Consider the following 24,105-nt stretch of genomic DNA (forward strand, 5'->3'; position numbering starts at 1 on the left):
GTATTGAAGCGCCCGACGGCACAGGGTGCGTGCTGTAGCCGGTTCAAATCTCGCGGGAAAATACGGTGATATAGGCCCGAATCCTTACGCCGTATTGCGAATCCAATCCGCGCGGAAGAAGTATGCCGCCTCCCGGCAATATACGAAGAGTTCAAATGCCTACCCGTTCTAAATTAGAGTATGTCGGGGTTGCCACCCAAGATCGAAACACTCCACACGCGGATTAAGCGGTCGGAGAATCTCTCACCAGAGGATAAAGACGCCCTCCTCAAGTTCTCTTCCGAACTCGGGGTACACAACTACTCTGTGGGCCGATGGACGAAACTCCTCCAACACTGTACGATGATGGCAGGTGACTCGTACAAGTACTCCCCAGATGAACTACCTGAGCCAGATCTGGCAGACATCATCGGAGAATCCAAGAAGGAGAAGGATGCCGCGAAAAAATACGTCAGTTGGATCAACGCGACGTATGATAGCGAAGAATCGAAACGTGACCACCGAGTCGCACTTCGAATGTTTGGTGGGCACTTCACAGCAGGCGACTATAAAGAGGAGAAACCATCGAGCGTCGAGTGGATCTCTGCCGATCTCCCCAGGGACTACGATCCAAAACCAGACCCGACGAAGATGTGGTGGTGGGACGAACACATCGTTCCCGTCCTGGATAACGCGAAATACGCTCGCAACAAGGCAGCGGTCGCCGTAGACTGGGACGCTGGTCCACGGTCTGAGGAGTTCCAAGAACTCGCTGTCGGTGACGTTAGCGATCACAAGTACGGGATGGAAATCACGGTCGATGGGAAGCGAGGACGTCGCTCCATTGTACTAATCTCCTCAGTTCCATACCTCAGGCGCTGGCTAGAGGCTCACCCTCGGGGTAATGATCCTGATGCGCCGCTTTGGTCGGACTTAGACACTGGGCGGGACGTGAGCTACAATATGAAACTGAAGATGCTCCGAGCACCCGTCAAGCGAGCAGTCGATAATGGTGATCTCAGAAAGCCATCGAAGATGGTGTTTACCCGGATGCGAAAATCCTCCGCAAGTTATCTGGCGCGGAAGAACGTGTCACAGAATCATATAGAGAAGCACCATGGCTGGGTCAAAAATAGCGATGAGGCTCGACGATACATCGACGTATTCCGAGAGGACACTGCTCGTGAAGTAGCCCGAGCTCACGGTGTAGACGTTTCGGAAGACGAGATCGAGGCAATTGGGCCGGTCCAGTGCCCGCGTTGTCAGCGCGACACGCCAAGGGGAGAAGCTCAATGTATGTGGTGCGGACAGGCATTAGGCCCGAAAGGCGTCGAGAAGATCGAAGAGCGTCAGGAACGTCTCTTTGACTCCGCACTCGAAGCCGAGGGGCAGATGAAAGAACGACTCAAGAATGTGCAAAGTGAACTCGAAGAACTGCGGTCTTTGGGCCTCGAAATCTAATGCGATGAGCTGCGGTCCCAGAAATACCCACTCGTTGTCATAATCTTGGAATTGTTCGTTTGGAATTTACCGCGGATCACAACCGAACCAACTCCAGAAGTTACAAAACTGCAGTACGGCGTGGGGATTCGAATTGGAGGGCTTTCCGGGCTGATCTGACCTGAACAAAATCCGCCCGACGGCGAGGCTCTATATTCTTCCCGTGCCTTCAGAATTCAACCAAATCAGGTTATCAAATTATTGACTAAATTAATGATCAGCAACGATTGGGGAGTCCTATGCTCTGAGTGATGGCTCAGACCAAGTACCAGCGGCCGCTAGGGATGAAACGTTGATTCTAGTGGGTGAGCAGGGAAGGGATTTGTGGGACGGTAGCTGATAAGTGCCTATACCTGTGGTTAGTAATCGGAGATGGAGGTTTGCCTGTCGAGATACTCAGTTTGGTCAAGCTCTTCCTGCATAACCTTCGGTAGCTCATCGATGTTTAGTAGGTCCTCGAAGTACTTTCGTCCCAACTCCCGAACATGCCGTCGGTTAACGACGTCGTCAATGTAGTTCTCTTCGTCCACTTTGGGATTGTCCGTCCCGCCCTCGTCCGAGACAAATTTAATCTCGTTGCGATTCTTGTGAAGCGCTTTCTTGTAGTTCGTCTTCCAAAGTTGCCTGAAGTTCTGGATCGTCGGGAGTGTACCATCCGGCAACCGAACGTTGGCAATCTTACATAGCCGCTTCAACCACTCATTCAGCGTATCAGCAGTGCGTGAGCCGGATTCCGATTGTGGACTCGGGACCAGACTTCCGTTCCCACCCACTTCTTGGATGTATTCACGATATGCTTGAAGGAAGTCAGATCCCATCATGATCGGAACGTACTCCGGTGCGTCGTCCTGTCGAAGGTTCTTACGCTCATCGAAATGGACGTGTGGGTCGTTTCCGAAGTGGAGTTGCGTTCCTACATCTAACTGCTCCACTTCACTTGAGCGGGGGCCGACAGCAACCAAGAAGACAATAAGGACTTTCATCCACATCTTCCATCGATCCAGGTCGTAGCCCTGGACCGGACACTCCTCAAGATTATTCACGGTGTTCCACACGTCATTCAATTGTTCCTCCGTAATCGGATGTGCCTCACCTTTGCTTCTGACCCACTCGAACTCATCGAGTGCTTGTTCAACCGGATTTAGATCGACGCGGTACGCATTTTTCACGATGCGGTAGTACTCCGAGAAGTAATGTGGATAATTCTGCATCGTCCCGTCTGACAACGTTCGATCCATATACTCGATGATGGTGACCGTTTGCTGAACGTTGGTTAGTCGCTCCTCGTGTGAGGCGTACGACCCGAGATCCAGCATTTCCACATCTAATTCTTCTTCGTGGATTGCCTCATACACCTTCTTGATGGCAGAACGGATTGCCTTAATCGTCGAATCAGCAAGCCCCCTATTGTCTTCTTGCTTTGTGATGAAATACTCCAGAGACTGGATCGTCTCTTCATTATTTGCCGGCCATTTTCCGTTCGAGCGGGCACCAAATCCGTGTTCTCGGAGGTGTTCGTGAAGAGTCTGATCGTAGAACTCCTGGCACTTGATGTTCAGACCCTCAGCCGAATACCGCGTATGGGTTCTAATGTAGTCCCAAGATGGGAGGTGATCTCGGGGCAACCCATCACGTCGCAACTGCTCTCGCAAAACTGCCGGGAGCCTTTCGTCGAGAACCTGTCTGCTGATTCGTTCTCGACTCATCTGTTTGCTCCCACTTTGGCTCGGTCGATCGCTTCCAGAATCTGTTCAGCATCGTATGCGAATGGGAGATCACTCGAAGCGATCGTTTCGAGGTCCTCCCGAAGCTCCTCCGCAGTCGCTATCGCTGACTGACGTGGGTTCAGAGGGTCTTTAGACTCCATCCTGCCCACCACCGTTCTGACTATGCCGATCGTCGTTCAATTCTACAGCCATTCTAATTTTGAGTGTTTACTACTTTGACCCGGTACAGTTTAAAGACTCGCCTCCAAAGGAAAGGTATCAACATGACTGACGAGCCCTCGGATGAATCGGAAGATGAGACGCCACCCCCGGACCAAACCCCCGAACTAGAGGACGCTATCGGTATCGGAGACGAGGACGAGTCAAAAATCGGTGCTTATCACGAACCAAAAGAAACGCCGACTGTTGAGCTGGATCAAATCGAAGTCGAGGAATTCTTCACAAAGAAAGCATCAATCGATATTCTTGCTCAACTCGCCGAAGGACCCAAACGATTCAGCGAAATCAATACCGCAATCGCAACAAGCCACGGAACTGTCGCTACTCGACTGACTGAAGGTGCCAAACTTGACCTCTGGAAGGAGTATTTCCTATACCCGGAAGACGGGGGGAAGATAAAACTGTACGAACTGCAACCTGCTGCAGAAGAGTTCGCGCAACTAGCCGAGGAAGAAGACATCCGCGAGACTACCGAACGACTCCGTCAAGCCAAAAAGCAACACGATGATGCTCTGGAGAATTTCCGTATGAGGGTGGCATCCGACGACACAGAGTGATGTCGTGCCTCTCGTTTCAATGAGTTCGGTGATACCCGTCGACGGAGATCGGTTCAGCAATCCGAACACGCTCAGAGGCCGGTCATATTAAACTGAAAATTAAGTGGTGTCATAGCTACTCCTTCTCATGGCTGCACACATAGGAGTAGACTGGGCAAGCGGATTGTGGGTCGTTGTCGAGGCAACACCACATACTACGAGAATTTCTACCGAACCATCGTTACTAAATGTCTGGCATAAGTACAGCGATCGTGCGAACGAGATTTTAGTTGATATCCCAGTTCACTTGACGGACGAGAACAAACGAGAGTGCGATAGGAAGGCCAAGGACTTCCTTGGTTCGCGTGGCAGTACCGTTTTCTGGACACCCAACCGTGACGCGGTCACTACTGAGGACTACAACGAGGCCGTTAAGCGAAATACTAGTGGACTGGGCAGTCACAGTTGGGGACTCATTCCGCGAATCCGAGAAGTGAACGCGCTGCTGGATGAATTTGAGGCTGTATGTGAGACGGTGTACGAAAGTCACCCAGAGGTATGCTTCAAAGCGTACCACGGCGACGATCTCCCGTCGAAGAAAAGCGATGAAGGCTTCAAAGCCCGGAAAGACTGTCTTATCAAGAACGGAGGCGAATCCTTCCAGCTAGTGTTAGACCTCGTCGACGAACGGGAAACAAGCAGCCAATGGCACCATCGAATCCAGTCCGGACGTCTCGACGATGTCCTTGACGCTGCCATCCTCGCACTAACTGCCCGCGAGTCAGCAGGCTCCTATTCGACCCTTCCACAGGAAGCCGATCCCACCTGTGAGCCTTCGATCGTCTACCCCGGATGCTGATTGGTCATCAGGATTAGCCGGCTATCCCCTTTACCAGAATCGACTCTCTATCCACTCTGTCTCGTTCGAACAACGAAGTTCAGTGTCATTCACAACAAATCGTGATGAATTCAGAATCCGTCTATCACATCGAACTCCCTGTGTCCCGGCATCTCCAAGTGACCAGACAAAGTGCCAATAACCGCGTCCGTGACCGCCTGAATCACCAGAGAGTTATTACGAGGATACGAAGTTATCAACGTCTTCGCGTCTATGAACAGACCGTCAAAACAGCTAATCAACGGCATTAGAGAATAATGGATTCCCCTGATCTCTACGCTCATTACAAGGCCACAGATGTCGATATTCCAGCCGGTGTATACCGCGTTGTCGGCCGTGGGGAGGCGAGTGTGACGTTACTACGAGTGGGGGAACCTGATGAACGGCGAGTGCACACTGGTGAACTCGTGACCGTTGATCTCGAAACAATCGACAATCTCCGTCCGTGCGAGAATCCAGACGGTAACCGACCAATCGGCGAAGCTATCAAGTCGAAATTTGAGGCGGGCTATTGGTCACTTCGTGTCTTTATACAGCAATTAGCCGCTAACCTCCTGCCGACAACGATTGCACTACTGCTGATTCTCGGCGGTAAATTCGGGGATCAGTTGATTTCGCTTCCAGATGTCGTGTTCGGTGGGTTCATCCTTGTCGGAAGTCTCGGGCTCGCATACATCGGCAGTGGTCGGTGGGAGATTTGAGTCCTGGCTCTAATAGGCCCACATTCAAATCGCAGACTACCCGAATTTCAAGAATACACCTCTCCTGAGTGTCCAGTATGCCCACCGACGGCGCTAGCGACGCTGGGACGACACTGGCAGACCTCGAATTAACGCGAGGGCTCACGATCCAGATGACTGCGATCGGCACGCTCGGGATGGTCGTCGGCTGGGCGGTGTTCAGCACGCTCTACCAAGTCACAACCGGGCAGGCAGTGAGTTTCCAGTTTGCGCCTTCAGGTATCGGGTGGTGGACTGACGCACTGAACGTACTGGTGATCGTGATGCTAGGTGCCGTCTTCATCATCCCGCACGAGTGGCTTCACGGACTCGCCATCCGATACTATGGTGGGGAGGCCCGCTACGGCGTCGGCGTCGCGCACTTCATACTCCCGTACGCGTACGCGACGACGGATCATGAGTTCTCTCGGAACCAGTTTATCGTCGTTCTCCTGACGCCGCTCGTCGTGTTGACTCTTCTCGGCGTCTCGTTGATGATCCTGTTCGAGTGGGGTTGGTTGATCGTCCCGCTCACGTTGAACGCCGCAGGAGCGGTCGCAGACATCTGGATGACCCTCATAGTACTGAGCTACCCCGCACACGTCCGGATTGTCGATCACGAAGCGGGAGTCAGAATCCTCGGGCTGAGGACCGATCGTCCGCGGTCGCTCTCGATCACGACACTCGTCTGGGACGCGCTTGCCGGGGCGGGGGTTGCAACGTTCGGCGTACTAATCCTGTTAGCGATCGGCGGCCCCCTCTTGTTGTCCCTGCTTGGTGTCACGTCACTCACGGTCGGAACCCCGGGAACGATCACGTACCTGTTTTCGTTCACCAACACGCCGACGGAGATCTCATTCGGTGTCGGGCCAGGTGTGCTAAGCCTCGGGGCAACAGTTGGACTCGGCTACGCACTTCTACGGAGCTATTGCCGAGGCAAGCATCCTATTGAGACGACATCTGAAGCTCGGTAGGTCGATTTGCCTAGTCATGTTCAATTGTGGGTTTCAATGAGCGCACCGAGCGTCGCCAGCCCGATACTCAACCCCAGCGTTTCTGCGTACAGAACCAGCTCTGCTCTTCCCGGTACTGAAACGACTTCGATCGTAGCGAAGGCACAAGCGATGAGCAGCAGACTCATCCCAGCAAGCCACCGATCGCGTCCATCCAACCCTCGAAACGAGACAGAGAATTCCGTTGGATACCCAACGGCAGTCCAGGCGGTAATTCCCCACACAAGGCCACACAGGCCTGCAAGTCGTAAATCAACATCAAATGCAATTTTCACTGCAGTTCCAATGACGAGAGCGACGGTAATGCCGCCAATCCACGGTCGATATCTCATAGCTCTACGCTGAGAAGCCAGACACACAAAAGTGAACGTGACAGTTGATCGCGGTCACATCGGAGGTGCGTAATTATCGAATCGACGTATCGCTACCCGATAGGAAATACCGGCGACGATGAATGCGCTAAGAATGAGAAGGACGGCAACGGTGAGTCGAAACGATTCAATCCCGCTGGACTGGATGGCTGTCCCGAGTGCGTGGAACCAGGTTCCTCCATCTGAGAGGATACCGCTCTCTCCACCGGAAGCCAACTGAAGAAGTGCTGCGGGAATGAACCCAGCGATGCCAGCAACGAGAGTTTGAGCGAGTTGTGGTTCCAAAAGAAGTACCGTGAGAAACGTCGCCGGGATTGTCACACCGAGGAAGTGGAGAGAAGTCGTCACCAACCGTGGCGGGATCACTTCCCGGCTCTGGCCGATACTGATCGCACTGAACCGCGGGAACCATACTCCGACTGCCGGAGCAGTCGTGACGGCGACCATCGTCGCAAGGAAACCCACCCCAACGAGACCGAGCGCGACCGGCAGCTCGAACGGTCCAATGATCGCTGCACCACCAGTCACGAGAACGACGAGGGGCAGCCCGTACAACAGGCCGGGAAGCATCAGCCCGCGGACGTAGTCCGATCCCGAAATCGAGATGAGCGTCACGGGAAGGACGGCACCTTCCTCTCCGAGCGGGTTGATTGCAAACGTCGCGCCTGCCATCCAAGCAAGCAGGACGGCAGCAGCAGGCGTGAAGACTGTCCACGGTGACGCTGCCTGCATCCCAGAGCTGATCAAGCCACTTCCAACCATGACGACAGGCAACAAGAGAAAATTGAGTCGACGCGGGTCGCGTCGGGTTCTCAAGAGGCTCCATTGGGCGACTCGCCGAGTCGGCTGCGAGATGCCCGCTGGAATCCCGACCGGTGTAATCGCGTCTGCTAACGCAGTCCGCGTTCCGTCCAATTCGGGAGTGATACGTTCGGATTCCGTCTTATCCCCCTCGTCGCCACTCACTGGATCAGTGAACCAGAAACGCGTCGCCTCGTATTCAATGAGCGCGGTGCCGCCCACCACGACGAGGAAACTTCCTCCAACGACCACGGCCACCCGCACCATCGACCCCTGAACCGGGGTTCCGATGACGGCGAGATCAATAAACCATCCAACTGGGAGAACGGCGAGGGATTCCTGACCGATGCCGCCGAACTGTGGAAGCGTTATGAGAAGGTAGCCGCCCATCGCCACGAGAACGGCAATCCCACCTAGAACTGTCTTGTGCCGGGCGACGAACGGAGACGTGGCAATCAACAAAGCGACCGCGTAGCCAAGCACCATTCCGACAAGAACAGCGGTGAGCCCGAGAAGAACCGCTGCAAGCGGGATCAAGAGAATGCTACTCACCGAGCCGAACAGGTAGACTACGCCGCCTGTCAGCACAAGCACCGGGAGGGCCAAATACGCGAGCACGCGGAGCGTTTCGGCGAGTACCAGTCCACCCACAACCGTTCGGGGAGACACAGTCGTGAGCATAAGCGGCTCAGCGTCGATGCGTGGACGCGCAGAGACGGCCCGCTGGGTGGCGATAAACACGCCGAACAACCAGAAGAGTGCGACCGTCCCGCGGGCAATCGGCGGTAGTGAGACGACGCCCGCGCTACGAATCGCATCCGAGAAGAGATAGATAAATCCGACGAGCATGAGCGACGGGAAAACGAGGCCAACGGCCATCAGGAACGCGCGGGCCTTATCCTCCCAGATTGCCCTAATTGAGCGTCGGAACTCGAAGACACCAACTCGGATCGTATGCCGTAGCCAGTTCGCCTCAGCCATACGTCGCCTCCGCATCGTCCTCAACTGGATCGACGCTCGTGATTTCAAGGAATGCCTCTTCGAGTGTTCGAGTGTCGCCAGTTTCGGCTCGCTGGGTTAGGTTGTCAGGTGAATCCTCGGCGACGAGCCGGCCGTCGTAGAGGATCCCGACAGTGTCGGCGACCGCTTCGACGACGGGGAGGATGTGCGTCGAAAGAAAGACCGTGGTTCCCCGGTCTGCGAGTTCACTGATGAGTACTCGGATGGTGCGTGCGGCCCGTGGGTCGAGTCCGGACGTTGGTTCGTCGAGGAAGACAACGTCCGGGTCGTGGATGATTGCCTGGACGTACGCCACTTTCTGCCGCATTCCTTTGGAGTAGTCGGCGATGCGAGTCGCCGCATCGTCCGGTGATAGATCGAGCTGGTCGAGCAGTTCGTCGACGCGATTCTGAGTCTGCTGTTCAGGGAGGTCGCGGAGGCCGGCGACGTACTCCAGTTGTTCGTAGGCGGTGGCCTGCTCGTAGAGCGGCGGCTCTTCAGGGAGATATCCGATGTGCGGTCTGAGCGCATCTCGATCTGTGATGGACGCGCCGGCGACAGTCGCCGTTCCACTAGTCGGCGTCGCCAATCCGGTGAGCATCCGCATCGTTGTGGTCTTCCCGGCTCCGTTCGGACCCAAGAACCCGTATACGGCACCGTCGGGAACGGCGAGATTGAGGTGGTCTACTGCAGTCGTCGAACCGTAGCGTTTGGTCAGGGCGGAGGTCTCGATAGCGGGCATCGGTCCAATTCACGGGGACTGTCGGTTGCTCGGCAGATATAGTTGGTCATGGGGCTCTCATCCAGATCTGATTGTAGATGGCGTACCGACATATTTGGTCACGCTAGCGCGTGCTTGCTGTGGATTCAGACGTGCGTTCCTTCCGACTAGCGGAGATGAGGATTCCGCTCATGAAGATGCCGAACACACCACCTGTTGCGCTCCCCGCCACCGCGCCAATGGTGTAGGAGCCATCAACCATCCACGCCGTGAGTATTCCAAGAAACACGCCGACGGTGAGACTGACAAATAGTGTGTACGCGAGTACCCGATACTGCCAGTTATCGTGGTTTAGATTTCCGTCAGTGAATCGGCCTGCAAAGCCGCCGACCACGAGTCCGCCGGCGGCACCGAATCCAGCTAGTACTGCAAACTCGGATTGCAGTCCAGTGATCATCGCCGCAGTTCCACCGATCCCTGCTCCGATTGGGATTCCACCACCAGTGCCGTATTGTTCGAGTGTGGTGACCATACCACGTATTCAAAGCCGATTCCCGTAATACCCTGCGTGAGATCCGGTTCACGCGGATATACTTGGCCGTTCAGGTGGACGAAGGACTGCCCGAGAGTCGCTGAACCAACCTGTTCATCAGGGACGAGTGTGTATCACCGGCCATGAATTCGCGTCGACGGTTTCTCATCGCGGCGGTCGTCGTCGTCATCTCCGGTGTGATGAGTGTCCTCGCCGCGCCAGAACTGCCAGCACGGATGGCGACCCACTGGAACGCCGCGGGACAGCCGGATGGAACGATGTCGAAGCCCGTTGCACTCGCACTCTTCCCTGTGTTGTCCGCTGTTCTTCTCGTCGTCTTCGCGGCAATCCCGCGTATCGATCCGCTTCGAGAAAACATCGCCTCGTTCCGTCCGGTGTACGACTGGTTCGTTGTCGTGTTCACAGTGTTCATGACCGTTATCCACGGGGGTGTCATCGCATTCAACCTCGGCTACGAGTTCGACTTCACGCTCCTCGTCCTCACCGCGGTCGCGGGGCTATTCTACTACGTCGGGGTGCTACTCACTCACGCAGAACGTAACTGGTTCATCGGCATCCGAACGCCGTGGACGCTGTCGAGTAACGAGGTGTGGGACCGAACGCACCGGCTCGGCGGCCGCCTGTTCAAACTCACCGCGATCATCTCGCTCGTCGGTCTCTTCTTCGGCGACTACGCAGTCTACTTCCTTATCGTACCGGCCCTCCTGACAGCTGGCGTCACCGTCGTCTACTCGTACTACCTGTACGAGCAGATCGAGCACGGCACCGGCTCAGATTCCGTGAAATTACCGTAACATCGGGTCGAATCACCAGATTGAGGTGTCGGAACCGAGTACCAGCGGCCGTATGCCCCCGCTTTCCCGTCGCGCCCTCCTTGCGACAATAGCCGCTGGATCCGCTGGCAGCATCGCCGGGTGTAACGCCCTCTCCCGGGAGTCCTCTCCGACCATGACGCAGCCTGACGGATTCGACGGAATGCCGCTGTACGTCGCAGACGGGGTCCCTCTGCCGGATGGTGCGGACCCCCTCACCGTCGAGGATCCTATCGGTGGTCAGATAGCGCTCTTCCCGACCGACCTCCCGGACGGGGAAGAACCGCTCTCCGCGTTGCGAGGCTCCACCCCAGTCGCTGTCGTTGGCCGCGACGCACAGGGGACACTCATGGATCTCTGTGCGGCCGACGGTCGGTCGTACGGCTTCGCCAGCGACAGCTGGGGTCCTGAGACTCGCCTCGCCGCCGCCGTCCCCTATGGAAACAGTCTCGTTACGCACCTGTTTGAGGGGAGCGAGCTTCCGCAGGAACTCCCGAAGGCGATCGACGGAATCCTGAATCCGCCACGGTTCAGTTGCACCGTCGACGCGGACCTGCCGACCCCCCCGAACGGATTCGACGACCGGGCGATGGCGCTCGGGTCCTCCTTCGTCCACGGTCGCAACGACGTGGCTGGCTTCGTCCGCCGGGATACTGTCCGGTTGGCTCCGGGAGCGGATCGGACGAATATCGTGCTCGGTATCAGCGGGACGATCTACGCCGGTAGTAACGTCGGTGGCGACAGTCGGTACACTGCTGATCAGGTTCGACTCGTGGCGTCGTTCGACAATCACCTGCGCGAGACTGCACCACTACCAGGAGAAACCGCGAATCTCACTGTTCGGCGTGACGTGGATATGGTCGAGGACGCCGCCGAACACCGGTTCACGCCGGCGAACGACCAGGCGCGTCGAATGTTTACGGCCTGCCAGCACTCGCTTGTGACTGCGTCGGAGATGCCCGATCCGTTCTCCTATACGGCCAACGGTCGGTTCAGGTGGCGAAATCCCCGATTCATCCGCGAAGACGACCGTTGGCACCACCACACGCCTGGTCGTGGGGTGTGGTATCCCGATGGAGGCCGGTGACAATACCAGTGGAGTACCGGGCACAGAAAATCGCGTCTCCGAGCGCTTACCGCTCAGACGCACGGTGGCAGCCGACCACGATGGCGCGAAACCATACATTCTGGAAGATCAAGAGCCGCGTATTGGAGATGAGACAGTACATCCAAATATCCGCTATTCTATTTCCCGCAGTATGTCTCGTGACCTGTCCTTGGGCAATTTTTTGAGGGAACTCGGTTTCAGGCTTACAGCTGCAGGGGTAGTTGTGGGGATGTTCTTCGGCCTCGGATACGTCAATAGGCTCGATCTCTTCGGGCTTTCGAGTGTTCTAGACACACAGTTCGCGTTCTTCGCCGTTGCATTCGGACTCGTTGTGATTGCGTCGGTGATCTGGATCGGATTCCAGCAGTACAGAGGATAAGGAACTCACTCACGTGAAGTCCATCCTGCGTCTCTTCTTATGACTGCTCGTACGTGAGCGAGCTCTGCTATCCAAACCCGATACGCTAGTGTCGTCCCAAGATAGATGATTGCTGCACCGATCCAGAACACGACGAGTGTATTTCCAGACCAGTTAGCCCACTCGACCACGAGCGGCCACGTGTTTCCAAACCCGTGTAACAGCGCGACGAAATAGACGTTGTGCGTTAGTTCATAGATCGCACCGAACAGGACGGCGGTAATCGTTGGGAGAAGTGCAGCAGCGAGAATCCCATCAAGTGTCCGTCCAGCCACGATTGCTGCAGGGGTGTGCATCACGCCGAACGCGAGACTCGTCACCCCGATCCCTAAGGCGATGTACGGAAGGGTATCGTCGCTGAGTAGGGCAATTATCTTCGACTGGAAGTACCCACGAAATGCTATCTCCTCTACTGGGCCAACCACGAGGAATTCAAGCAGAAGCAGGACGAGCCACGTCGCTGGGAGTGGTGCGTACCGTTGGACTGCGGGTGCTGCCTCGGGAAGTTGCCAAATCAGACGGATCGCCCAGTGATTTCCGGTGAGTGCTGCAGTACCCAGGCCGAACAGGTTCATCGCCACCCAGAATCCACCGAACGCGACCAGTGCACCAACGAGATGATCGCGCGAGAGACCCAGTTCGGAGAACTGGACGCCGTCAATCCGCAGGAGAATCCAGACGGAACCGAGGATTGCTGCGTACTTTCCGATTGCTGTCGCCAACTGGATCCACGCCGAGAGGTCAGAAACCATAGTCGTGAGTGGTACCCAAATCGCAGTTACGATCGAAAATGCGGCTGCGAACCCGAGTACCGTCTGCCAGCCTCCGTGAAACACGACCCGATTCTCAGTCATAGTTGAATCATCTTCGTTGTTGAGAGGAGTCATTAGCGTACGTACGGTCGTTATCGCCGGTAGGAGTCCCCCATGGGGCATACCCGGACTGATAGAGCAGTACTGCGGCACCGATACCTCCGTAGAGAATCCCGACCACGATACTAACCAAAGTAGTGCCTGAGATGACTTCGTAGACTCCTTGTATCAAGAATAGTACTCCGAGTATTCCCAAGATCAGCCGGCTGGTTCTAGCCCGTTCTGAGATCCCCAACGCAATCACAATGATGGCACCAAACACGTAGATTACAAGCTGAAGTGGAGAACTATCACCCACGGGCCACTGAGATAAGACGATAACTGCAAGAACAAGAGCTGCGACGGCAGTTTTTCGATCAAGAATCACCGGTATCCCCCGGGTTGATCGCGCGATAGAACGCGACAGAATAGACGCCGAAGAACCCCCCGAACAGTGATCCAAGGACGACGATGAGAACCGTCACACCGACTGCACCGGCCAAGGAGACCTGTGGCAACGTCACGACCTCGGTCGTACGAGGTGAGATGAGAATCGACGCACCGCCGAACACCAAGCCTGCACCGCCGCCGAGTACCCCCACGAGCACGGAATAGCCGAGCGTACTCACGAGATTCTGGCGAACTACTGAGACGCTATGTTTGATCCCATCAAGTGCACCGAGATCATCGAGGACGATCGCCTGCCCGTAGAACTGGATGAAGAAGATAAACAAGAGATACGCGAGCCCCAGAATGGCGACGATTACTCCGATAACGGCGAGTACAGCGAGACCGACCCCGCCAGCGGAGTCAGTGAACAACGCGAAACCACCGAAGATGGCGACAAAGAACGCGATGAACCCTATCACGAAATTGACAGCGACCAAAAGGAGGTACGCCACGAGTATCGAGATATAGTTCGACTTGCCGTCTGTGAGAAAGCGGTTGAGTGACGTTCGACCGTCAAGGGCCTCGTCAGCCATCCCGATGATACCAGCTTGGAAAAATGGCATGATGAAAATAAACACCAGCGAGAGAACAAGAGAGACGATACTAGCGATGAGTGGATTAATTGCCTGGAGGAGCAATTGTGGAATCTGAAAGAGCATGATAACGAGGACGGGGACGAACAGTATCGGGTTTCGTTGGAGGGCACGAGGCGTCTGACGGAGAGCTTTCAGGACGGCCATACCCGGAGTTCATGTAGTAATTTGAAAAGTATTGCTCCGGGTTTCTGGGCGAGAAACCCGGACGAATACGGGACGCCGTAAATCCAGTCAACGTACCTGAATTTGAATCGGTACACACAGGTGCACGCGTTCTGATTTCGAATCGTGGTCGGCGTTCCATCATCACCGCTCGGACTCTTGCTAGTTATCGGGTTCGTCAGCGGTGGTCTCCTTGCGATCGGATTCGCACTTCGTGAGGTTGGAGCTGTTCGGCAAGTCCTTGGGGGAGCGTCGACGGATGTCTTTTCGCTCTCGACCGGCACGACTGGCTCAGTTAGCATTTCAGGCACAGCAGTACAGTACGAGGATAGGCTCGTCAGCCCGTTTACCGGCACCGAGTGTCTGGCCCTCGCGTACGAGGTGGAAGAGCAACGAACGACCAACAACGGCACGGCATGGGTCGAAATCGATTCCGGCCGAGCCGCGGTTCCATTCTTACTCGAAGACGATACTGGGAGTGTGCTCGTCGATCCGTCACGGGTTAGACTCGGCCTCGGTACGAGCGTGACGATCGAGGTCGAAGGGGGTGAACGGCCACCCAATCGTATTCAGAAATTCATTAACCGGACTGACGACGTCGGGTCTGAAGAGCGAACTTGGGACCTGAAACTCGTCGAATTGAACGTCGGCAACGACCGGCGATACATCGAACGCCGACTTGAACCTGGAGAGCCGGTGACGGTGTTCGGTGACGTTCAAAGTGAATCTGGGGTCAGCACGCGCGCCGGCCAAGTGAACGCAGTACTCACAGCCGGCTCACATCCACTTGTTCTCTCAGAGACCACGCCGTATCGAACAGTGTTGCGGGTCTTCTGGCCCGTTCTCGTAGCCGCCTGCCTCGGGATCGTATTGCTCGGTGCAGCAGCCGCCCTCGTGCTCAGTTAAGGTGATCGTCGTGACACAATTCACTCTCAGTTCGGGTGATACCACGATAGATTGGGAACTCGACGTAACTGATTCATCCCTCCTACTGGGCCTCGCGTACGTCTTTCCGAGCATCCTCGGTGGTGTCGTAGTACTTGTCGTAGGATTGGTAGCGTGGCTGGTCGCCTCGGCGGTCCTGGCGGGTGAGTTCGCTCAAGCAGTTGGGATTCTCGTTGTCACGTTACTCGCACTCCTTTCACGTCGCTACCTGCCTGCCTTACTCAGGACAAACCTCACAGACCCCTTCTTCGAACGGTATTCACGGCGCGGACTCATCGTCGGAAGTATTCTGGGTGCATTCGCCCTATTGGTCAGTACGCGACTCCATCCCGATGCGCCATTTGGTGTCTTCATCGGAAGCTGGATTCCGCTTGTCCTCACGGCGGCGTTCCCTACAACAGGAGTCGCTGACGTAGAGGCAGACACCCTCGTCGTCGATAGCACCGATGTGCCACTCGAAGCGATTCGTCAGTCCCGAGCAATTTCCATTGGAGCGTTCACGGTATACTGGCTGTCGTATTCACGCGGTGTGCCGACCTCACCGCGGATCATCGTCGCCCCGACCGAACACACCAAGACGATCGACACTCTGCTTGACTCAACGGCGTCCGTCTCGGATCACGGACGCTCGACCATCGCTCGCTCCGAACGGCTCATCGCGGGTCTGTTCGGACTCGGACTGCTCGCTGTGGGTCCAGTTCTCTGGCTCGTCCTCCCACCGGGGGACGGCCAAGCTGTTGCACTGTATGCCGGTGCGATGTTCGGGCTCTTCGGTGCGATGCTGCTCTGGTACACATTCAGCGCCTAGACCTCCCGAAGAGATTTACCAAACTGTCTGTAGAAACTCTGATGCAATCCTCATCAACCGTTAATACTGGCGTGCTGCATCCAGAGGCTGGGTCGGCAGTCGTTCGTTCCAACCTGACACTGATGAACCAGATGGTGGGTTGACGTGCTTACTGTCCACAACTTTAGTGCCTCCTCAGTCAGTATTCAGCGTTTCAGATACCCTTTATCCAGCAAAAATAGGAGTGTGAAGACCGTGAAGAATGTTATCACTGAAACCAGTCTCGGTAGGGTTCCGGGTTCTGGGCTCTTCTCGAAGGGGAGGACTACGACAGTTGCGAAAAATAGCGAGACAAAGAGAGATAGCAAGTACTTACCAAATGCTCGGGTCATCTTCCTTATCCTCCATACGCTGGTGTGTTGAGAGACATATGTGAATACTGTATTGAATGATTCGTGATTCCTTTGTATCTCTCACATCTGCTGAAACCGATCTCCGTTTGAGGCCACCGCTTCGCCCTTCGCTATCTCCCAAGAATCCGACTCTCTTCTTGGATTCACATCCCGATGGTGAATCGCTGAACAAGGTTGAGGCGACGAAGTCCGTACTCGATCCCGGCCACGACGAGAAGGATAGCGAGATACAGAAACCACGCTCCGAAGTAGAGCGCGTGTGGGTCCTCGACAGTCGCTGTGAACTCCGCTTGGACGTCGAACAGAACGAACAGCGCTAGCAGCGCCGAAGGCGTCACCAGTAGATGCCGAACCAGGAGATAGAGCGGCACCGCTGCCAGTAGCCACATTCCGACGGCACCGAACAGATACAACACCCACTCGAATCCGCCGGAGATCGTCACTCCAAGCCGAGCAGCAAACCACACCATGACAAAAGCGTGCAGTAACCCACCGACGATGGCGACAGTCCCAGCCCGTCGACGAGACGCAGGCATCGAAAGCCATGGTACTGACTGCGTGGTCGTCGGGAGGACACGCCAGGTATTCCGACCAACATACTCCACGATCCCCAAAAGCGAGAAGCCGACCGTCCAGACTGATGCGTTGACCATATACCGAACGATGTAAAGCCCGTTCTCAACGACTGTGATACCGGTCGGCTCGGCGAGGCCTTCGAGTTCGGCGACGTCACGAAACGTCGGTCCTGGAGGTGTAAGTTCCATCCCGAGGACGTAGGCCGTCGTGAGGATGAGCGCAATCACGGGCGAAATGAGGCGAAATCGGAGGGCGAGCCAGACGGGGACGGCAGCTACGACGACTAAACCACCATATCGCCACAGGAGACCAACCAGCGAATACTCTGACGGACCAACCGAATACCCGAGACTGACAGCGACCATGAGCAGAACTGCCGCATGGACGAACCCAATTGAGAGACTGAATAGGACGGCTCGTCTGGAGGGCATACGTTCGACTGCGGGTTCTTCCGGCTTCTTTGTTATCCCGTTACCGAGATAGGGTGCCTCAATCCGTAGTCTCTAGTCACTTGTTGTGAAGACGACCACTCAGCCGACACTACCCATTCTCGATGACGACCAGTCGATGTCCCGACGCGTATGCGATTATTCCAATCGCTGCAACGACGAGGGTCCACGGAACGTACAGCAGTGCGAGTGATCTATTCACGAGAGCCATCCCCGTGTGGGGTGCTAGTGCGAATACAATCGGCACTGGCGCAAGCACGAGCCCGGCGATGAACCCGATGGTAAGCGGTGTCTCTCGCTGGCGTGTCACTGCGAGTGGGAGGAAGTACAGCGTCGGAAGCACCAAACTGACCAGACCATACGTGGTGTCGTATCCGGCCGCGCCCGCGGCGGCCACAGGAAAGAGCAGCCACTGGCCAGCGAGAACCGCCGCTGTCGGCCAGAGGAGCAGCCGTGTCACCGCCTCGTTTGTGCCCGCTTCTGTTGCAGCCGTGCCCGTATTGAGGAGACGTCTCGCCAGCACGATCTGCCCGAGGACGAGCGGCCCGCCCAACACAAGGGCCGGGGCTGCACCCGTTGCTGCAATGACATAGACCAAATAGAACAGGAAGTCACCAAGTTGCTCGAACAGCGGACCGGAGACTCCGACGAGCGTTTCGACAGTCGCTGCGGCAACCCCGACGGCGACCAATGGTCCGACCACGAGCGCGATCCGCCGTGATCGTGAGAGTGCAGCCAGCCGGTGTCCGAACCGCCCCAAGAGTGCAACGACACCAGTGAGTAGCACCAACGGAACGCCGACAGCAGCGAGGTCCTGAGCCTTCAACTGTGCCACGTCGACCCCGATCCCGAACGAAGTCGCAGCCCCACTGATGATACCGTTGTTCGGTGCGAATACGACGTGGCTTCGACCCCCGAGGGGATCGTACTGCTGGTCGCTTCCTTCCCACGTGACGGCCTCATCGGCAATCGCAGCATCGGTCGGTGCGTGCGACACGACCGTCCCCGGCGGCCCGCGCATCGTCATCGAGTCTGCAGCGAGGTAGAACCACCGCGCCTCGCCACCGTGCCAGTAGAAGAAATCGACCACGTAGACCCCGCCCGCACTCTGGTGGGCCATACCCGGAACGTCGTACTCGACAGTCAGGGTGCTCCCGTTCATCGACGTGGTGAGTGACTGTGGTTCCTCGACTGCGACGTATCCACGGTCAAACACTCGCTGGACAACGTGGTCGCGGAGTGACTGGTTCTCGCGGAGCGTCTCGACACCCGTCCCAGTGAGCGATACCCGGGCAGTCCAGTGCCCCGTTCCGGATTCATCAATCTCGATGGTGAGCGAACTCTCCGCCATACTGATGGCGATGTCGTTATCGGCGGCCGCATCAACGAGTGTGTCGCTACAGACGCCACAGACCGCGTGTGGCGGCGGGCGAGCACTGACAGGCGATCCAACTGTCGAAAGCAGAATAACACCCACCAATACGGCGATAAATACCGCGCGAAATCCTGTATGCCTGTCAAACCTCGTCATACTAGTATCTACTCGATATGGAGTCGAGAGACGCCACTCCTAAGAATCACACTGGTTGCTGGGGAGAGGTTTTTCACTTACCGTGAGAAGATACCCCGATATGGTCCCCAGAACGCAACGTCGGCAAGACACGGAATCGTGCACCGGGACACCGGTGATGACAGACGGGGGAGAAACCACCGACCCTGGATTCGATGAAGCAGCACTCTACACCGTTGTTCGAGACGCCGTCAAGGATGCCCTCCTCGATGTGATCGGGACAATTTTGCTACTCGGTATTGCGTTCGTCCTTGTCATCGCCGGCGTACAGGCCGTATTTTCGTCAATCTCTCCCTGGACGGTCGCTATCGGTATCGGTGTGACCGCTGTCGGCGTCTATCTCGCAGCCGCGACGCTTGAAATCATTCCACCAATCAGAGAGTGGTTCTGAACTCGACAGTATGCGTCGACGCGCGTTTCTAGCCACACTGGGTGCGAGCGTGGCCACGCTTTCCGGCTGCGTTGGTGAGCAGAGGCCCGAGGTCGGACTCGGAAAGATTGGGGTGATGAACCGCCGGCAGAACCCGATCTCAATCCAAGTAACGGTCGAGAAACGAGGTGAAGAGCTATACGACGTCACGCACGACCTCGAAGGACGAACAGGAAACATCGTCGATGGTACAACGATTATCGAAGAGTGGATGGGGGATCAAACTCGGTATCTGGTATCGGTTTCCTTGACCAACGGCGAACTCGAAACGACGTACTCAACGGCTGATGCGGAATCGTTCGTCGACGACTGGGGAGCCAACCAGTGTTTCAGTCTCTTTTTCACGGTCGAACCGGGTCAGATCAGCACTGCACTCGGCGCGATGGAATCCTGCCCGACGACTCCCTGACTAGATCTGGAGGGAGCAACCATTCTGGTCTCCAGAATTGTCCGACACAATTTTGCACCCATTACAGGATAACTTCTGTATGATCGCCCTCCAGAGTTCATCACCGTCGCTCGGTCCCCCAGTTGCCGCACTTCTCGCTCTCGTTCTCGTCGGAGGTCTCATTGGAGCGGTGGGAAGTGCGGTAGTCCGCCGTCTCTCGAACCCTGTCGGAAAGTACCGCTTGTTGTACGGGGCCGTTCTCTTCCCGTTCACATTGCTATCATACGGCGTCTTGGTCCTCCTTGGATTTGGCCCTGCGATCAGAGCCCTCTTTCCCACTAATCCGGTTTTCCTCAGCAATATCCTCACCAATTTCATCACCTTCCTCGCCACAGGTTTCGTCTGGCTCGCGGCCTACGCACCCACAATACGTGGTGTCCGCGACGTACGAGAGGTGGAGCTGAACACGAGCACAGCTCTCTCGAAGATGGGGCGTTACGTACTCGGTCTAAGTGCCGTCCTCGCAGTCGTGATTGTCCCGCTTCAAGCACTCCCGTCGGAATCTTCTCCCCTTGTCCTGGCAGTTGGACTTGCGGCCATCGCCATCATCTTTCTCTACGCTTCACCGTGGCTCATTCCGCTACTCCGTTCAACACAGAAACCGACCGAAGACGTCGCTAACCGCGTTGCGACGCTCTGTTCCAGAGCTGACCTTAATGTCCGAGATGTCAGAATTCTCGACACAGACGACGAAGAAACAGCCGATTCCCTCGTTCGTGGTCCACCGAACTATCGCCGGCTGTTCCTCACGAGCACGTTCCTAGACGTATTTGACGATGATACGGCAACTGCACTCCTAGCTATTGAGGCAGGGCGACTCGACACTCACGTCTTCGAAATCAGGGTGAGTACTGTGATTGTTGCTGGTATTGCCCTTATTGCGTCTCTGACCGGCGTAGGGTCAAGATGGCTGTTACTCGGGTTCTCAGTCGTCGTGCTACTCTTTGGATTCTGGCTGTCCCGGCGACAAATCCGAGTGGCCGACGAATACGCCGCCGAACGGGTAGGTGAATCCGCGCTCTCAGACGCCCTCAATCGATACGCCGACGTTCACGCAATCGAACCAACCCGTCGACGGTTCCCGAACCCGCTATCAGTCAACGTTCCGCTTGGCGATCGCATTGACCAGCTGAGTACACTGACTGAAGCGTGAAGAGATAGCGAGGAACCGTTGTAGAATCGAACAGCTGGCTCACCTCAACCGAATTGCAGAGCGGTTCACGGGAGGTACGTCGCAAGGAAGTTGACGAGACGATCCAATCGTTCGTTGATTCTGTTTTCATCGTCCTCCTCCGCATCGCTCTCAGGGCAAGACTGTTCCATAAGGTCCACAACATACCACAGTGGCCTGTATCTTGTGCTCCGACGAACCACCTATAGAGAACTTAGTTGTCCTGTTGCGTCTTTTCGAGTTCACGCGCTTGTTCATCGATCTTAGAGAGTTCTCGCACAACGGTATCGTCCGACCCTCCATGTGCGACTCGCACGGAAAGATCCAGCGGCGATGGGATAAAACGAGCTTCATCAGCCTCCTCACCGGGTTCCTCATCAGTCTCCCTATCCCATCTAAACAAGGTCTGAAACACCTCCCAGATGTTGAGGCTCATATCCCAGGTTAGGGTTCATCGAGTGTTAAGTCTTTAGCGGCGGGTTGGATCGACAGACTTGATGGCCGGTAGGTAACCATCGGGTCTAGTCCTGCCGGGTGCAGACTTAGGACTCGCAGTCGTACGAGCGACTGTCCTTCTCGACCGTGACAGTTCGAGTCGAATTAGCGACGACAGTGCCTGATTCACGTAGCCGGATGTGGATGTCGGCTGTCCCGCCAACTGTAAGTGATTCATCGTCACGGACGACCCAGAAGACGTTCACCCGCTCTCGACCAGTTTGCTGAACGGGTTCCGTAGTAGTCTTTGAACTGTTGCCGATGCTCACTTCAACATCATAATTGGAGTCCTCACCACCTTTCATTGGGGTTTCCACGAGGACGTCGGCACGAACCGTCAGATGGTCACCGGGTGTGCCACTCGCAATACATGTTGCCACGGTACCGTTCTCGATGTCTGGCATCGTAATGTCGTCATTGAGATGGACGGATACGTTGGTAGCCTCAACAGTGGCTTCGTCTGGATTGATCTGGTCGGTGACCGGGGCGAACAGCACTAAGGTACCGACGCTGAACGCTGTCAAGAGGAGAAACGCGATGATGGAGGCAGGGCGGGGTGGCCAGTCGAGCAGCCACGGAAGGAGGTTCACAACCGGATTACTGAGGAGGGGGATAAAATGGATTGGGGAGACGAATCAGGTATCTGAACGCTCACGGAGTAGGAGAGCAGTGAGAAGAAGAATGATCCCAGTCGGTAACATAAACAAGCCGATCGTGAAATTCCAGAAGCCGAGAAGGAATTGCCCGACAGCTCCGATGAGCAAGAACCTGAACCGGTTTAACACCGCTCCTACAGCCCCCACCCACCCAAGGCCGATCGTGATGAGGAACAGTACGAGTCGAGACGTTCGATAGCCAGGGGCGGGGAGGATGGCGATAAGAATGGCCGTAAGGAGAACAACTGCGACAACTGATGCTCCTCGAAGAACGTCGAGTGTAGAGTACTCCGTTGTCATAGATGCAGTCGTGCGATCAGGGCATTGAATCTCACACTGCTTAATCTGTTGTCCCCTCATGCTTGATTTGGCGATGCTTATCCAACCAAATCTCTTTCCTCTGTTAGAGATGGAATGGACGTCACCAGCTCTGCATCCCTGCCTCAAAGACGAACACTACGATCCTGTTAGCCAGTAAGAGGGCTGCATACGCTAGCGCCGGGGCAAGGAGAGATGCGGTTCGGTCATACGTGTACGCCGCGATACCGAGTACAGCGAGCTGCGTAACTGCAAACAACCCACCAGCGACCGTCCCAACCTCCGCAATACCAGCGAAGACGATGATCGCAGTTACGAATACGACGGGAGCGAAGCCAAGGTAGGGAAGCCAATCATTCTCAAGACGTTCGTTCGCATAGACTGCTACGCCGAGTGAGAGCGTGAATGCGATCGCACCGATGAGCTTCCCCAGTTCGGGAACCGTCGCAAGTCCGCCGGTGTTGCTCACCATCACGAACCCCGCAACGGCGGTGGTCAGGACAATCGCGGTGTCGGCACTGACGACCTGTTCAAAGCTCGCTTGGATGAGAACCTGGCAGATCACGACCAGCATCGGGACGCCGATGATCAACCCCAGGCCGGCGATGAGGAGGATTGGCAGCACGGATGCATCGGCAGCGATTGACGTCTTTGTCAGTGCGTTGTACGGAACGCCAGTCACAACACCGACGAGTTTGGTGAGAGCGACACAAATGATCGGTGTAAGAACAGCGAGGCCAACCAGCGGCACTACTTTTCGAGACGGAAGGCGTAGGCCAAGATCAATCTCCCGGAACCGACTGTACGCGACCGTGAATCCAATCAGTCCGAACAGGAGAACACCACCATTGACCAGCCCACTGACAAACACCCCACCTACACTTGGTGGCCTTCCGAACACAGTTGTCAGTACTTGACTGACGAGTTCTCGCCAAAGATACACCCCTACTAACAGTGCTGTGACAATCCCGATCTCCAGCACGACAGGGTGACTCGAAGTGATGGAGGGTCTACCATCGTTTTGGAGGGACATACCTCGATTTCAGATGGCACATATTTAACTTCTTATCTGAATGAGCCCCAATAGGAAGGGCCGATCCTTGAGGCTGTCATATTTAGAGCACTCCCATAGTATCTACGTCCCACACACAATCGACTGTTCGATCATCAATCCATCCCCAAGCCGATGACGAAGTCGACAGAAATGGTGAGCCTGCTCGTCGTGCTCGAATTCGTGGTGATGTCTTCCATCGTTCTTCTTCTGGTTCCGCTCAAAGCCGCGGCTCCTCTCATCCCCCTGCTCTTGGTCTTCGTAATCGTACTGCACTTGTACTGGTCGTGACTCTGCCAGCTTCGATGGAGAACAGTTAAGCCGTCATCAGATCAGTGGCATCGAATTGGACTGCTGACGACA

At 55.9% G+C, this 24,105-nt stretch carries 27 protein-coding genes; 13 read left to right on the forward strand and 14 right to left on the reverse strand.

The window, feature by feature from the left end:
* Positions 1-180: 180 nt before the first annotated feature.
* Positions 181-1,440 (forward strand): tyrosine-type recombinase/integrase, encoded by a 1,260-nt coding sequence (locus tag ACERIT_RS06555; RefSeq protein WP_373674041.1) that lies wholly within the window; start codon positions 181-183, stop codon positions 1,438-1,440.
* 398 nt (positions 1,441-1,838) lie between these two features.
* Here the strand turns inward: ACERIT_RS06555 and ACERIT_RS06560 are convergent, their stop codons facing one another.
* Positions 1,839-3,185 carry a hypothetical protein gene (locus ACERIT_RS06560; protein WP_373674042.1) on the reverse strand — a complete coding sequence of 449 codons (1,347 nt, stop codon included), beginning with the start codon at positions 3,183-3,185 and terminating at the stop codon, positions 1,839-1,841.
* Complete coding sequence (locus ACERIT_RS06565; RefSeq protein ID WP_373674043.1) at positions 3,182-3,346, reverse strand: hypothetical protein; 165 nt, start codon at positions 3,344-3,346, stop codon at positions 3,182-3,184. The genes ACERIT_RS06560 and ACERIT_RS06565 overlap by 4 nt, the downstream gene beginning before the upstream one ends.
* Before the next feature lie 123 nt (positions 3,347-3,469).
* Here ACERIT_RS06565 and ACERIT_RS06570 point away from each other — a divergent pair, with 123 nt between their 5' ends.
* The 4 genes from ACERIT_RS06570 (at position 3,470) to ACERIT_RS06585 (ending at position 6,552) form a co-directional block, all read left to right on the forward strand.
* The gene (locus ACERIT_RS06570) at positions 3,470-3,982 is read left to right on the forward strand and encodes a hypothetical protein (RefSeq protein WP_373674044.1); all 513 of its coding nucleotides are present in this window, start codon (positions 3,470-3,472) and stop codon (positions 3,980-3,982) included.
* 127 nt (positions 3,983-4,109) lie between these two features.
* A complete protein-coding gene (locus tag ACERIT_RS06575; protein ID WP_373674045.1) occupies positions 4,110-4,820 on the forward strand; it encodes a DUF429 domain-containing protein in 711 nt (236 codons plus the stop codon).
* A 296-nt stretch (positions 4,821-5,116) separates the two neighbouring features.
* Positions 5,117-5,560 carry a hypothetical protein gene (locus ACERIT_RS06580; protein WP_373674046.1) on the forward strand — a complete coding sequence of 148 codons (444 nt, stop codon included), beginning with the start codon at positions 5,117-5,119 and terminating at the stop codon, positions 5,558-5,560.
* 77 nt (positions 5,561-5,637) lie between these two features.
* Positions 5,638-6,552, forward strand: coding sequence for a DUF3267 domain-containing protein (locus tag ACERIT_RS06585; protein WP_373674048.1), 915 nt, complete (start codon positions 5,638-5,640; stop codon positions 6,550-6,552).
* A gap of 20 nt (positions 6,553-6,572) precedes the next feature.
* Here the strand turns inward: ACERIT_RS06585 and ACERIT_RS06590 are convergent, their stop codons facing one another.
* The 4 genes from ACERIT_RS06590 to ACERIT_RS06605 all read right to left on the reverse strand — a co-directional run bounded on the left by ACERIT_RS06590 (position 6,573) and on the right by ACERIT_RS06605 (position 10,015).
* Positions 6,573-6,923, reverse strand: coding sequence for a hypothetical protein (locus ACERIT_RS06590; protein WP_373674049.1), 351 nt, complete (start codon positions 6,921-6,923; stop codon positions 6,573-6,575).
* Positions 6,924-6,977: 54 nt separating this feature from the next.
* Positions 6,978-8,744 carry a hypothetical protein gene (locus ACERIT_RS06595; protein ID WP_373674050.1) on the reverse strand — a complete coding sequence of 589 codons (1,767 nt, stop codon included), beginning with the start codon at positions 8,742-8,744 and terminating at the stop codon, positions 6,978-6,980.
* Positions 8,737-9,504, reverse strand: coding sequence for an ABC transporter ATP-binding protein (locus ACERIT_RS06600; protein WP_373674051.1), 768 nt, complete (start codon positions 9,502-9,504; stop codon positions 8,737-8,739). Before ACERIT_RS06600 ends, ACERIT_RS06595 begins: the two co-directional genes overlap by 8 nt.
* Positions 9,505-9,607: 103 nt before the next feature.
* The gene (locus ACERIT_RS06605) at positions 9,608-10,015 is read right to left on the reverse strand and encodes a hypothetical protein (protein ID WP_373674052.1); all 408 of its coding nucleotides are present in this window, start codon (positions 10,013-10,015) and stop codon (positions 9,608-9,610) included.
* 143 nt (positions 10,016-10,158) lie between these two features.
* On the opposite strand from ACERIT_RS06605, the gene ACERIT_RS06610 reads away from it, so the two are divergent.
* The 3 genes from ACERIT_RS06610 (at position 10,159) to ACERIT_RS06620 (ending at position 12,335) form a co-directional block, all read left to right on the forward strand.
* Positions 10,159-10,830 (forward strand): SdpI family protein, encoded by a 672-nt coding sequence (locus ACERIT_RS06610; RefSeq protein ID WP_373674053.1) that lies wholly within the window; start codon positions 10,159-10,161, stop codon positions 10,828-10,830.
* A gap of 154 nt (positions 10,831-10,984) precedes the next feature.
* Complete coding sequence (locus ACERIT_RS06615) at positions 10,985-11,935, forward strand: hypothetical protein (protein ID WP_373674054.1); 951 nt, start codon at positions 10,985-10,987, stop codon at positions 11,933-11,935.
* On the forward strand, positions 11,922-12,335 hold the full coding sequence (locus ACERIT_RS06620) for a hypothetical protein (protein ID WP_373674055.1): 414 nt from the start codon (positions 11,922-11,924) through the stop codon (positions 12,333-12,335). Before ACERIT_RS06615 ends, ACERIT_RS06620 begins: the two co-directional genes overlap by 14 nt.
* 5 nt (positions 12,336-12,340) lie before the next feature.
* On the opposite strand, the gene ACERIT_RS06625 is transcribed toward ACERIT_RS06620, so the two are convergent.
* Together ACERIT_RS06625 and ACERIT_RS06630 are read right to left on the reverse strand one after the other, a co-directional pair.
* Positions 12,341-13,228 (reverse strand): lysostaphin resistance A-like protein, encoded by an 888-nt coding sequence (locus tag ACERIT_RS06625; RefSeq protein ID WP_373674056.1) that lies wholly within the window; start codon positions 13,226-13,228, stop codon positions 12,341-12,343.
* A gap of 374 nt (positions 13,229-13,602) precedes the next feature.
* Positions 13,603-14,415: a hypothetical protein gene (locus ACERIT_RS06630; protein WP_373674057.1), complete on the reverse strand. Its 813-nt coding sequence runs from the start codon at positions 14,413-14,415 to the stop codon at positions 13,603-13,605.
* 144 nt (positions 14,416-14,559) lie between these two features.
* Between ACERIT_RS06630 and ACERIT_RS06635 the strand changes: the two genes are divergently transcribed.
* Positions 14,560-15,339 (forward strand): GIDE domain-containing protein, encoded by a 780-nt coding sequence (locus ACERIT_RS06635; protein ID WP_373674058.1) that lies wholly within the window; start codon positions 14,560-14,562, stop codon positions 15,337-15,339.
* Between the two features lie 10 nt (positions 15,340-15,349).
* Complete coding sequence (locus tag ACERIT_RS06640) at positions 15,350-16,186, forward strand: hypothetical protein (RefSeq protein WP_373674059.1); 837 nt, start codon at positions 15,350-15,352, stop codon at positions 16,184-16,186.
* 535 nt (positions 16,187-16,721) lie between these two features.
* Here ACERIT_RS06640 and ACERIT_RS06645 read toward each other — a convergent pair.
* A complete protein-coding gene (locus ACERIT_RS06645) occupies positions 16,722-17,585 on the reverse strand; it encodes a hypothetical protein (RefSeq protein WP_373674060.1) in 864 nt (287 codons plus the stop codon).
* Between the two features lie 109 nt (positions 17,586-17,694).
* Positions 17,695-19,134, reverse strand: coding sequence for a hypothetical protein (locus ACERIT_RS06650; protein WP_373674061.1), 1,440 nt, complete (start codon positions 19,132-19,134; stop codon positions 17,695-17,697).
* 157 nt (positions 19,135-19,291) lie between these two features.
* On the opposite strand from ACERIT_RS06650, the gene ACERIT_RS06655 reads away from it, so the two are divergent.
* The 3 genes from ACERIT_RS06655 to ACERIT_RS06665 all read left to right on the forward strand — a co-directional run bounded on the left by ACERIT_RS06655 (position 19,292) and on the right by ACERIT_RS06665 (position 21,204).
* Entirely contained in the window at positions 19,292-19,564 is a 273-nt protein-coding gene (locus ACERIT_RS06655; RefSeq protein WP_373674062.1) for a hypothetical protein, read from the forward strand.
* A gap of 115 nt (positions 19,565-19,679) precedes the next feature.
* Positions 19,680-20,012, forward strand: a complete 333-nt coding sequence (locus ACERIT_RS06660) for a hypothetical protein (protein WP_373674063.1) — start codon at positions 19,680-19,682, stop codon at positions 20,010-20,012.
* Between the two features lie 79 nt (positions 20,013-20,091).
* Positions 20,092-21,204, forward strand: coding sequence for a peptidase (locus ACERIT_RS06665; RefSeq protein ID WP_373674064.1), 1,113 nt, complete (start codon positions 20,092-20,094; stop codon positions 21,202-21,204).
* 232 nt (positions 21,205-21,436) lie between these two features.
* On the opposite strand, the gene ACERIT_RS06670 is transcribed toward ACERIT_RS06665, so the two are convergent.
* The 4 genes from ACERIT_RS06670 to ACERIT_RS06685 all read right to left on the reverse strand — a co-directional run bounded on the left by ACERIT_RS06670 (position 21,437) and on the right by ACERIT_RS06685 (position 23,724).
* Positions 21,437-21,658 (reverse strand): hypothetical protein, encoded by a 222-nt coding sequence (locus ACERIT_RS06670; protein WP_373674065.1) that lies wholly within the window; start codon positions 21,656-21,658, stop codon positions 21,437-21,439.
* Between the two features lie 106 nt (positions 21,659-21,764).
* A complete protein-coding gene (locus ACERIT_RS06675) occupies positions 21,765-22,307 on the reverse strand; it encodes a hypothetical protein (protein WP_373674066.1) in 543 nt (180 codons plus the stop codon).
* Between the two features lie 45 nt (positions 22,308-22,352).
* The gene (locus tag ACERIT_RS06680) at positions 22,353-22,673 is read right to left on the reverse strand and encodes a hypothetical protein (protein ID WP_373674067.1); all 321 of its coding nucleotides are present in this window, start codon (positions 22,671-22,673) and stop codon (positions 22,353-22,355) included.
* Between the two features lie 121 nt (positions 22,674-22,794).
* A complete protein-coding gene (locus ACERIT_RS06685; RefSeq protein WP_373674068.1) occupies positions 22,795-23,724 on the reverse strand; it encodes a hypothetical protein in 930 nt (309 codons plus the stop codon).
* Positions 23,725-24,105: the final 381 nt, after the last annotated feature.

The organism is Halopenitus sp. H-Gu1, from assembly GCF_041821145.1.
GTDB lineage: Archaea > Halobacteriota > Halobacteria > Halobacteriales > Haloferacaceae > Halopenitus.

Coding starts and splice junctions, on each gene's coding strand:
- ACERIT_RS06555 (WP_373674041.1), top strand. CDS start 181: ATGTCGGGGTTGCCACCCAAGATCGAAACACTCCACACGCGGATTAAG.
- ACERIT_RS06560 (WP_373674042.1), bottom strand. CDS start 3,185: ATGAGTCGAGAACGAATCAGCAGACAGGTTCTCGACGAAAGGCTCCCG.
- ACERIT_RS06565 (WP_373674043.1), bottom strand. CDS start 3,346: ATGGAGTCTAAAGACCCTCTGAACCCACGTCAGTCAGCGATAGCGACT.
- ACERIT_RS06570 (WP_373674044.1), top strand. CDS start 3,470: ATGACTGACGAGCCCTCGGATGAATCGGAAGATGAGACGCCACCCCCG.
- ACERIT_RS06575 (WP_373674045.1), top strand. CDS start 4,110: ATGGCTGCACACATAGGAGTAGACTGGGCAAGCGGATTGTGGGTCGTT.
- ACERIT_RS06580 (WP_373674046.1), top strand. CDS start 5,117: ATGGATTCCCCTGATCTCTACGCTCATTACAAGGCCACAGATGTCGAT.
- ACERIT_RS06585 (WP_373674048.1), top strand. CDS start 5,638: ATGCCCACCGACGGCGCTAGCGACGCTGGGACGACACTGGCAGACCTC.
- ACERIT_RS06590 (WP_373674049.1), bottom strand. CDS start 6,923: ATGAGATATCGACCGTGGATTGGCGGCATTACCGTCGCTCTCGTCATT.
- ACERIT_RS06595 (WP_373674050.1), bottom strand. CDS start 8,744: ATGGCTGAGGCGAACTGGCTACGGCATACGATCCGAGTTGGTGTCTTC.
- ACERIT_RS06600 (WP_373674051.1), bottom strand. CDS start 9,504: ATGCCCGCTATCGAGACCTCCGCCCTGACCAAACGCTACGGTTCGACG.
- ACERIT_RS06605 (WP_373674052.1), bottom strand. CDS start 10,015: ATGGTCACCACACTCGAACAATACGGCACTGGTGGTGGAATCCCAATC.
- ACERIT_RS06610 (WP_373674053.1), top strand. CDS start 10,159: ATGAATTCGCGTCGACGGTTTCTCATCGCGGCGGTCGTCGTCGTCATC.
- ACERIT_RS06615 (WP_373674054.1), top strand. CDS start 10,985: ATGACGCAGCCTGACGGATTCGACGGAATGCCGCTGTACGTCGCAGAC.
- ACERIT_RS06620 (WP_373674055.1), top strand. CDS start 11,922: ATGGAGGCCGGTGACAATACCAGTGGAGTACCGGGCACAGAAAATCGC.
- ACERIT_RS06625 (WP_373674056.1), bottom strand. CDS start 13,228: ATGACTGAGAATCGGGTCGTGTTTCACGGAGGCTGGCAGACGGTACTC.
- ACERIT_RS06630 (WP_373674057.1), bottom strand. CDS start 14,415: ATGGCCGTCCTGAAAGCTCTCCGTCAGACGCCTCGTGCCCTCCAACGA.
- ACERIT_RS06645 (WP_373674060.1), bottom strand. CDS start 17,585: ATGCCCTCCAGACGAGCCGTCCTATTCAGTCTCTCAATTGGGTTCGTC.
- ACERIT_RS06650 (WP_373674061.1), bottom strand. CDS start 19,134: ATGACGAGGTTTGACAGGCATACAGGATTTCGCGCGGTATTTATCGCC.
- ACERIT_RS06655 (WP_373674062.1), top strand. CDS start 19,292: ATGACAGACGGGGGAGAAACCACCGACCCTGGATTCGATGAAGCAGCA.
- ACERIT_RS06660 (WP_373674063.1), top strand. CDS start 19,680: ATGAACCGCCGGCAGAACCCGATCTCAATCCAAGTAACGGTCGAGAAA.
- ACERIT_RS06665 (WP_373674064.1), top strand. CDS start 20,092: ATGATCGCCCTCCAGAGTTCATCACCGTCGCTCGGTCCCCCAGTTGCC.
- ACERIT_RS06670 (WP_373674065.1), bottom strand. CDS start 21,658: ATGAGCCTCAACATCTGGGAGGTGTTTCAGACCTTGTTTAGATGGGAT.
- ACERIT_RS06680 (WP_373674067.1), bottom strand. CDS start 22,673: ATGACAACGGAGTACTCTACACTCGACGTTCTTCGAGGAGCATCAGTT.
- ACERIT_RS06685 (WP_373674068.1), bottom strand. CDS start 23,724: ATGTCCCTCCAAAACGATGGTAGACCCTCCATCACTTCGAGTCACCCT.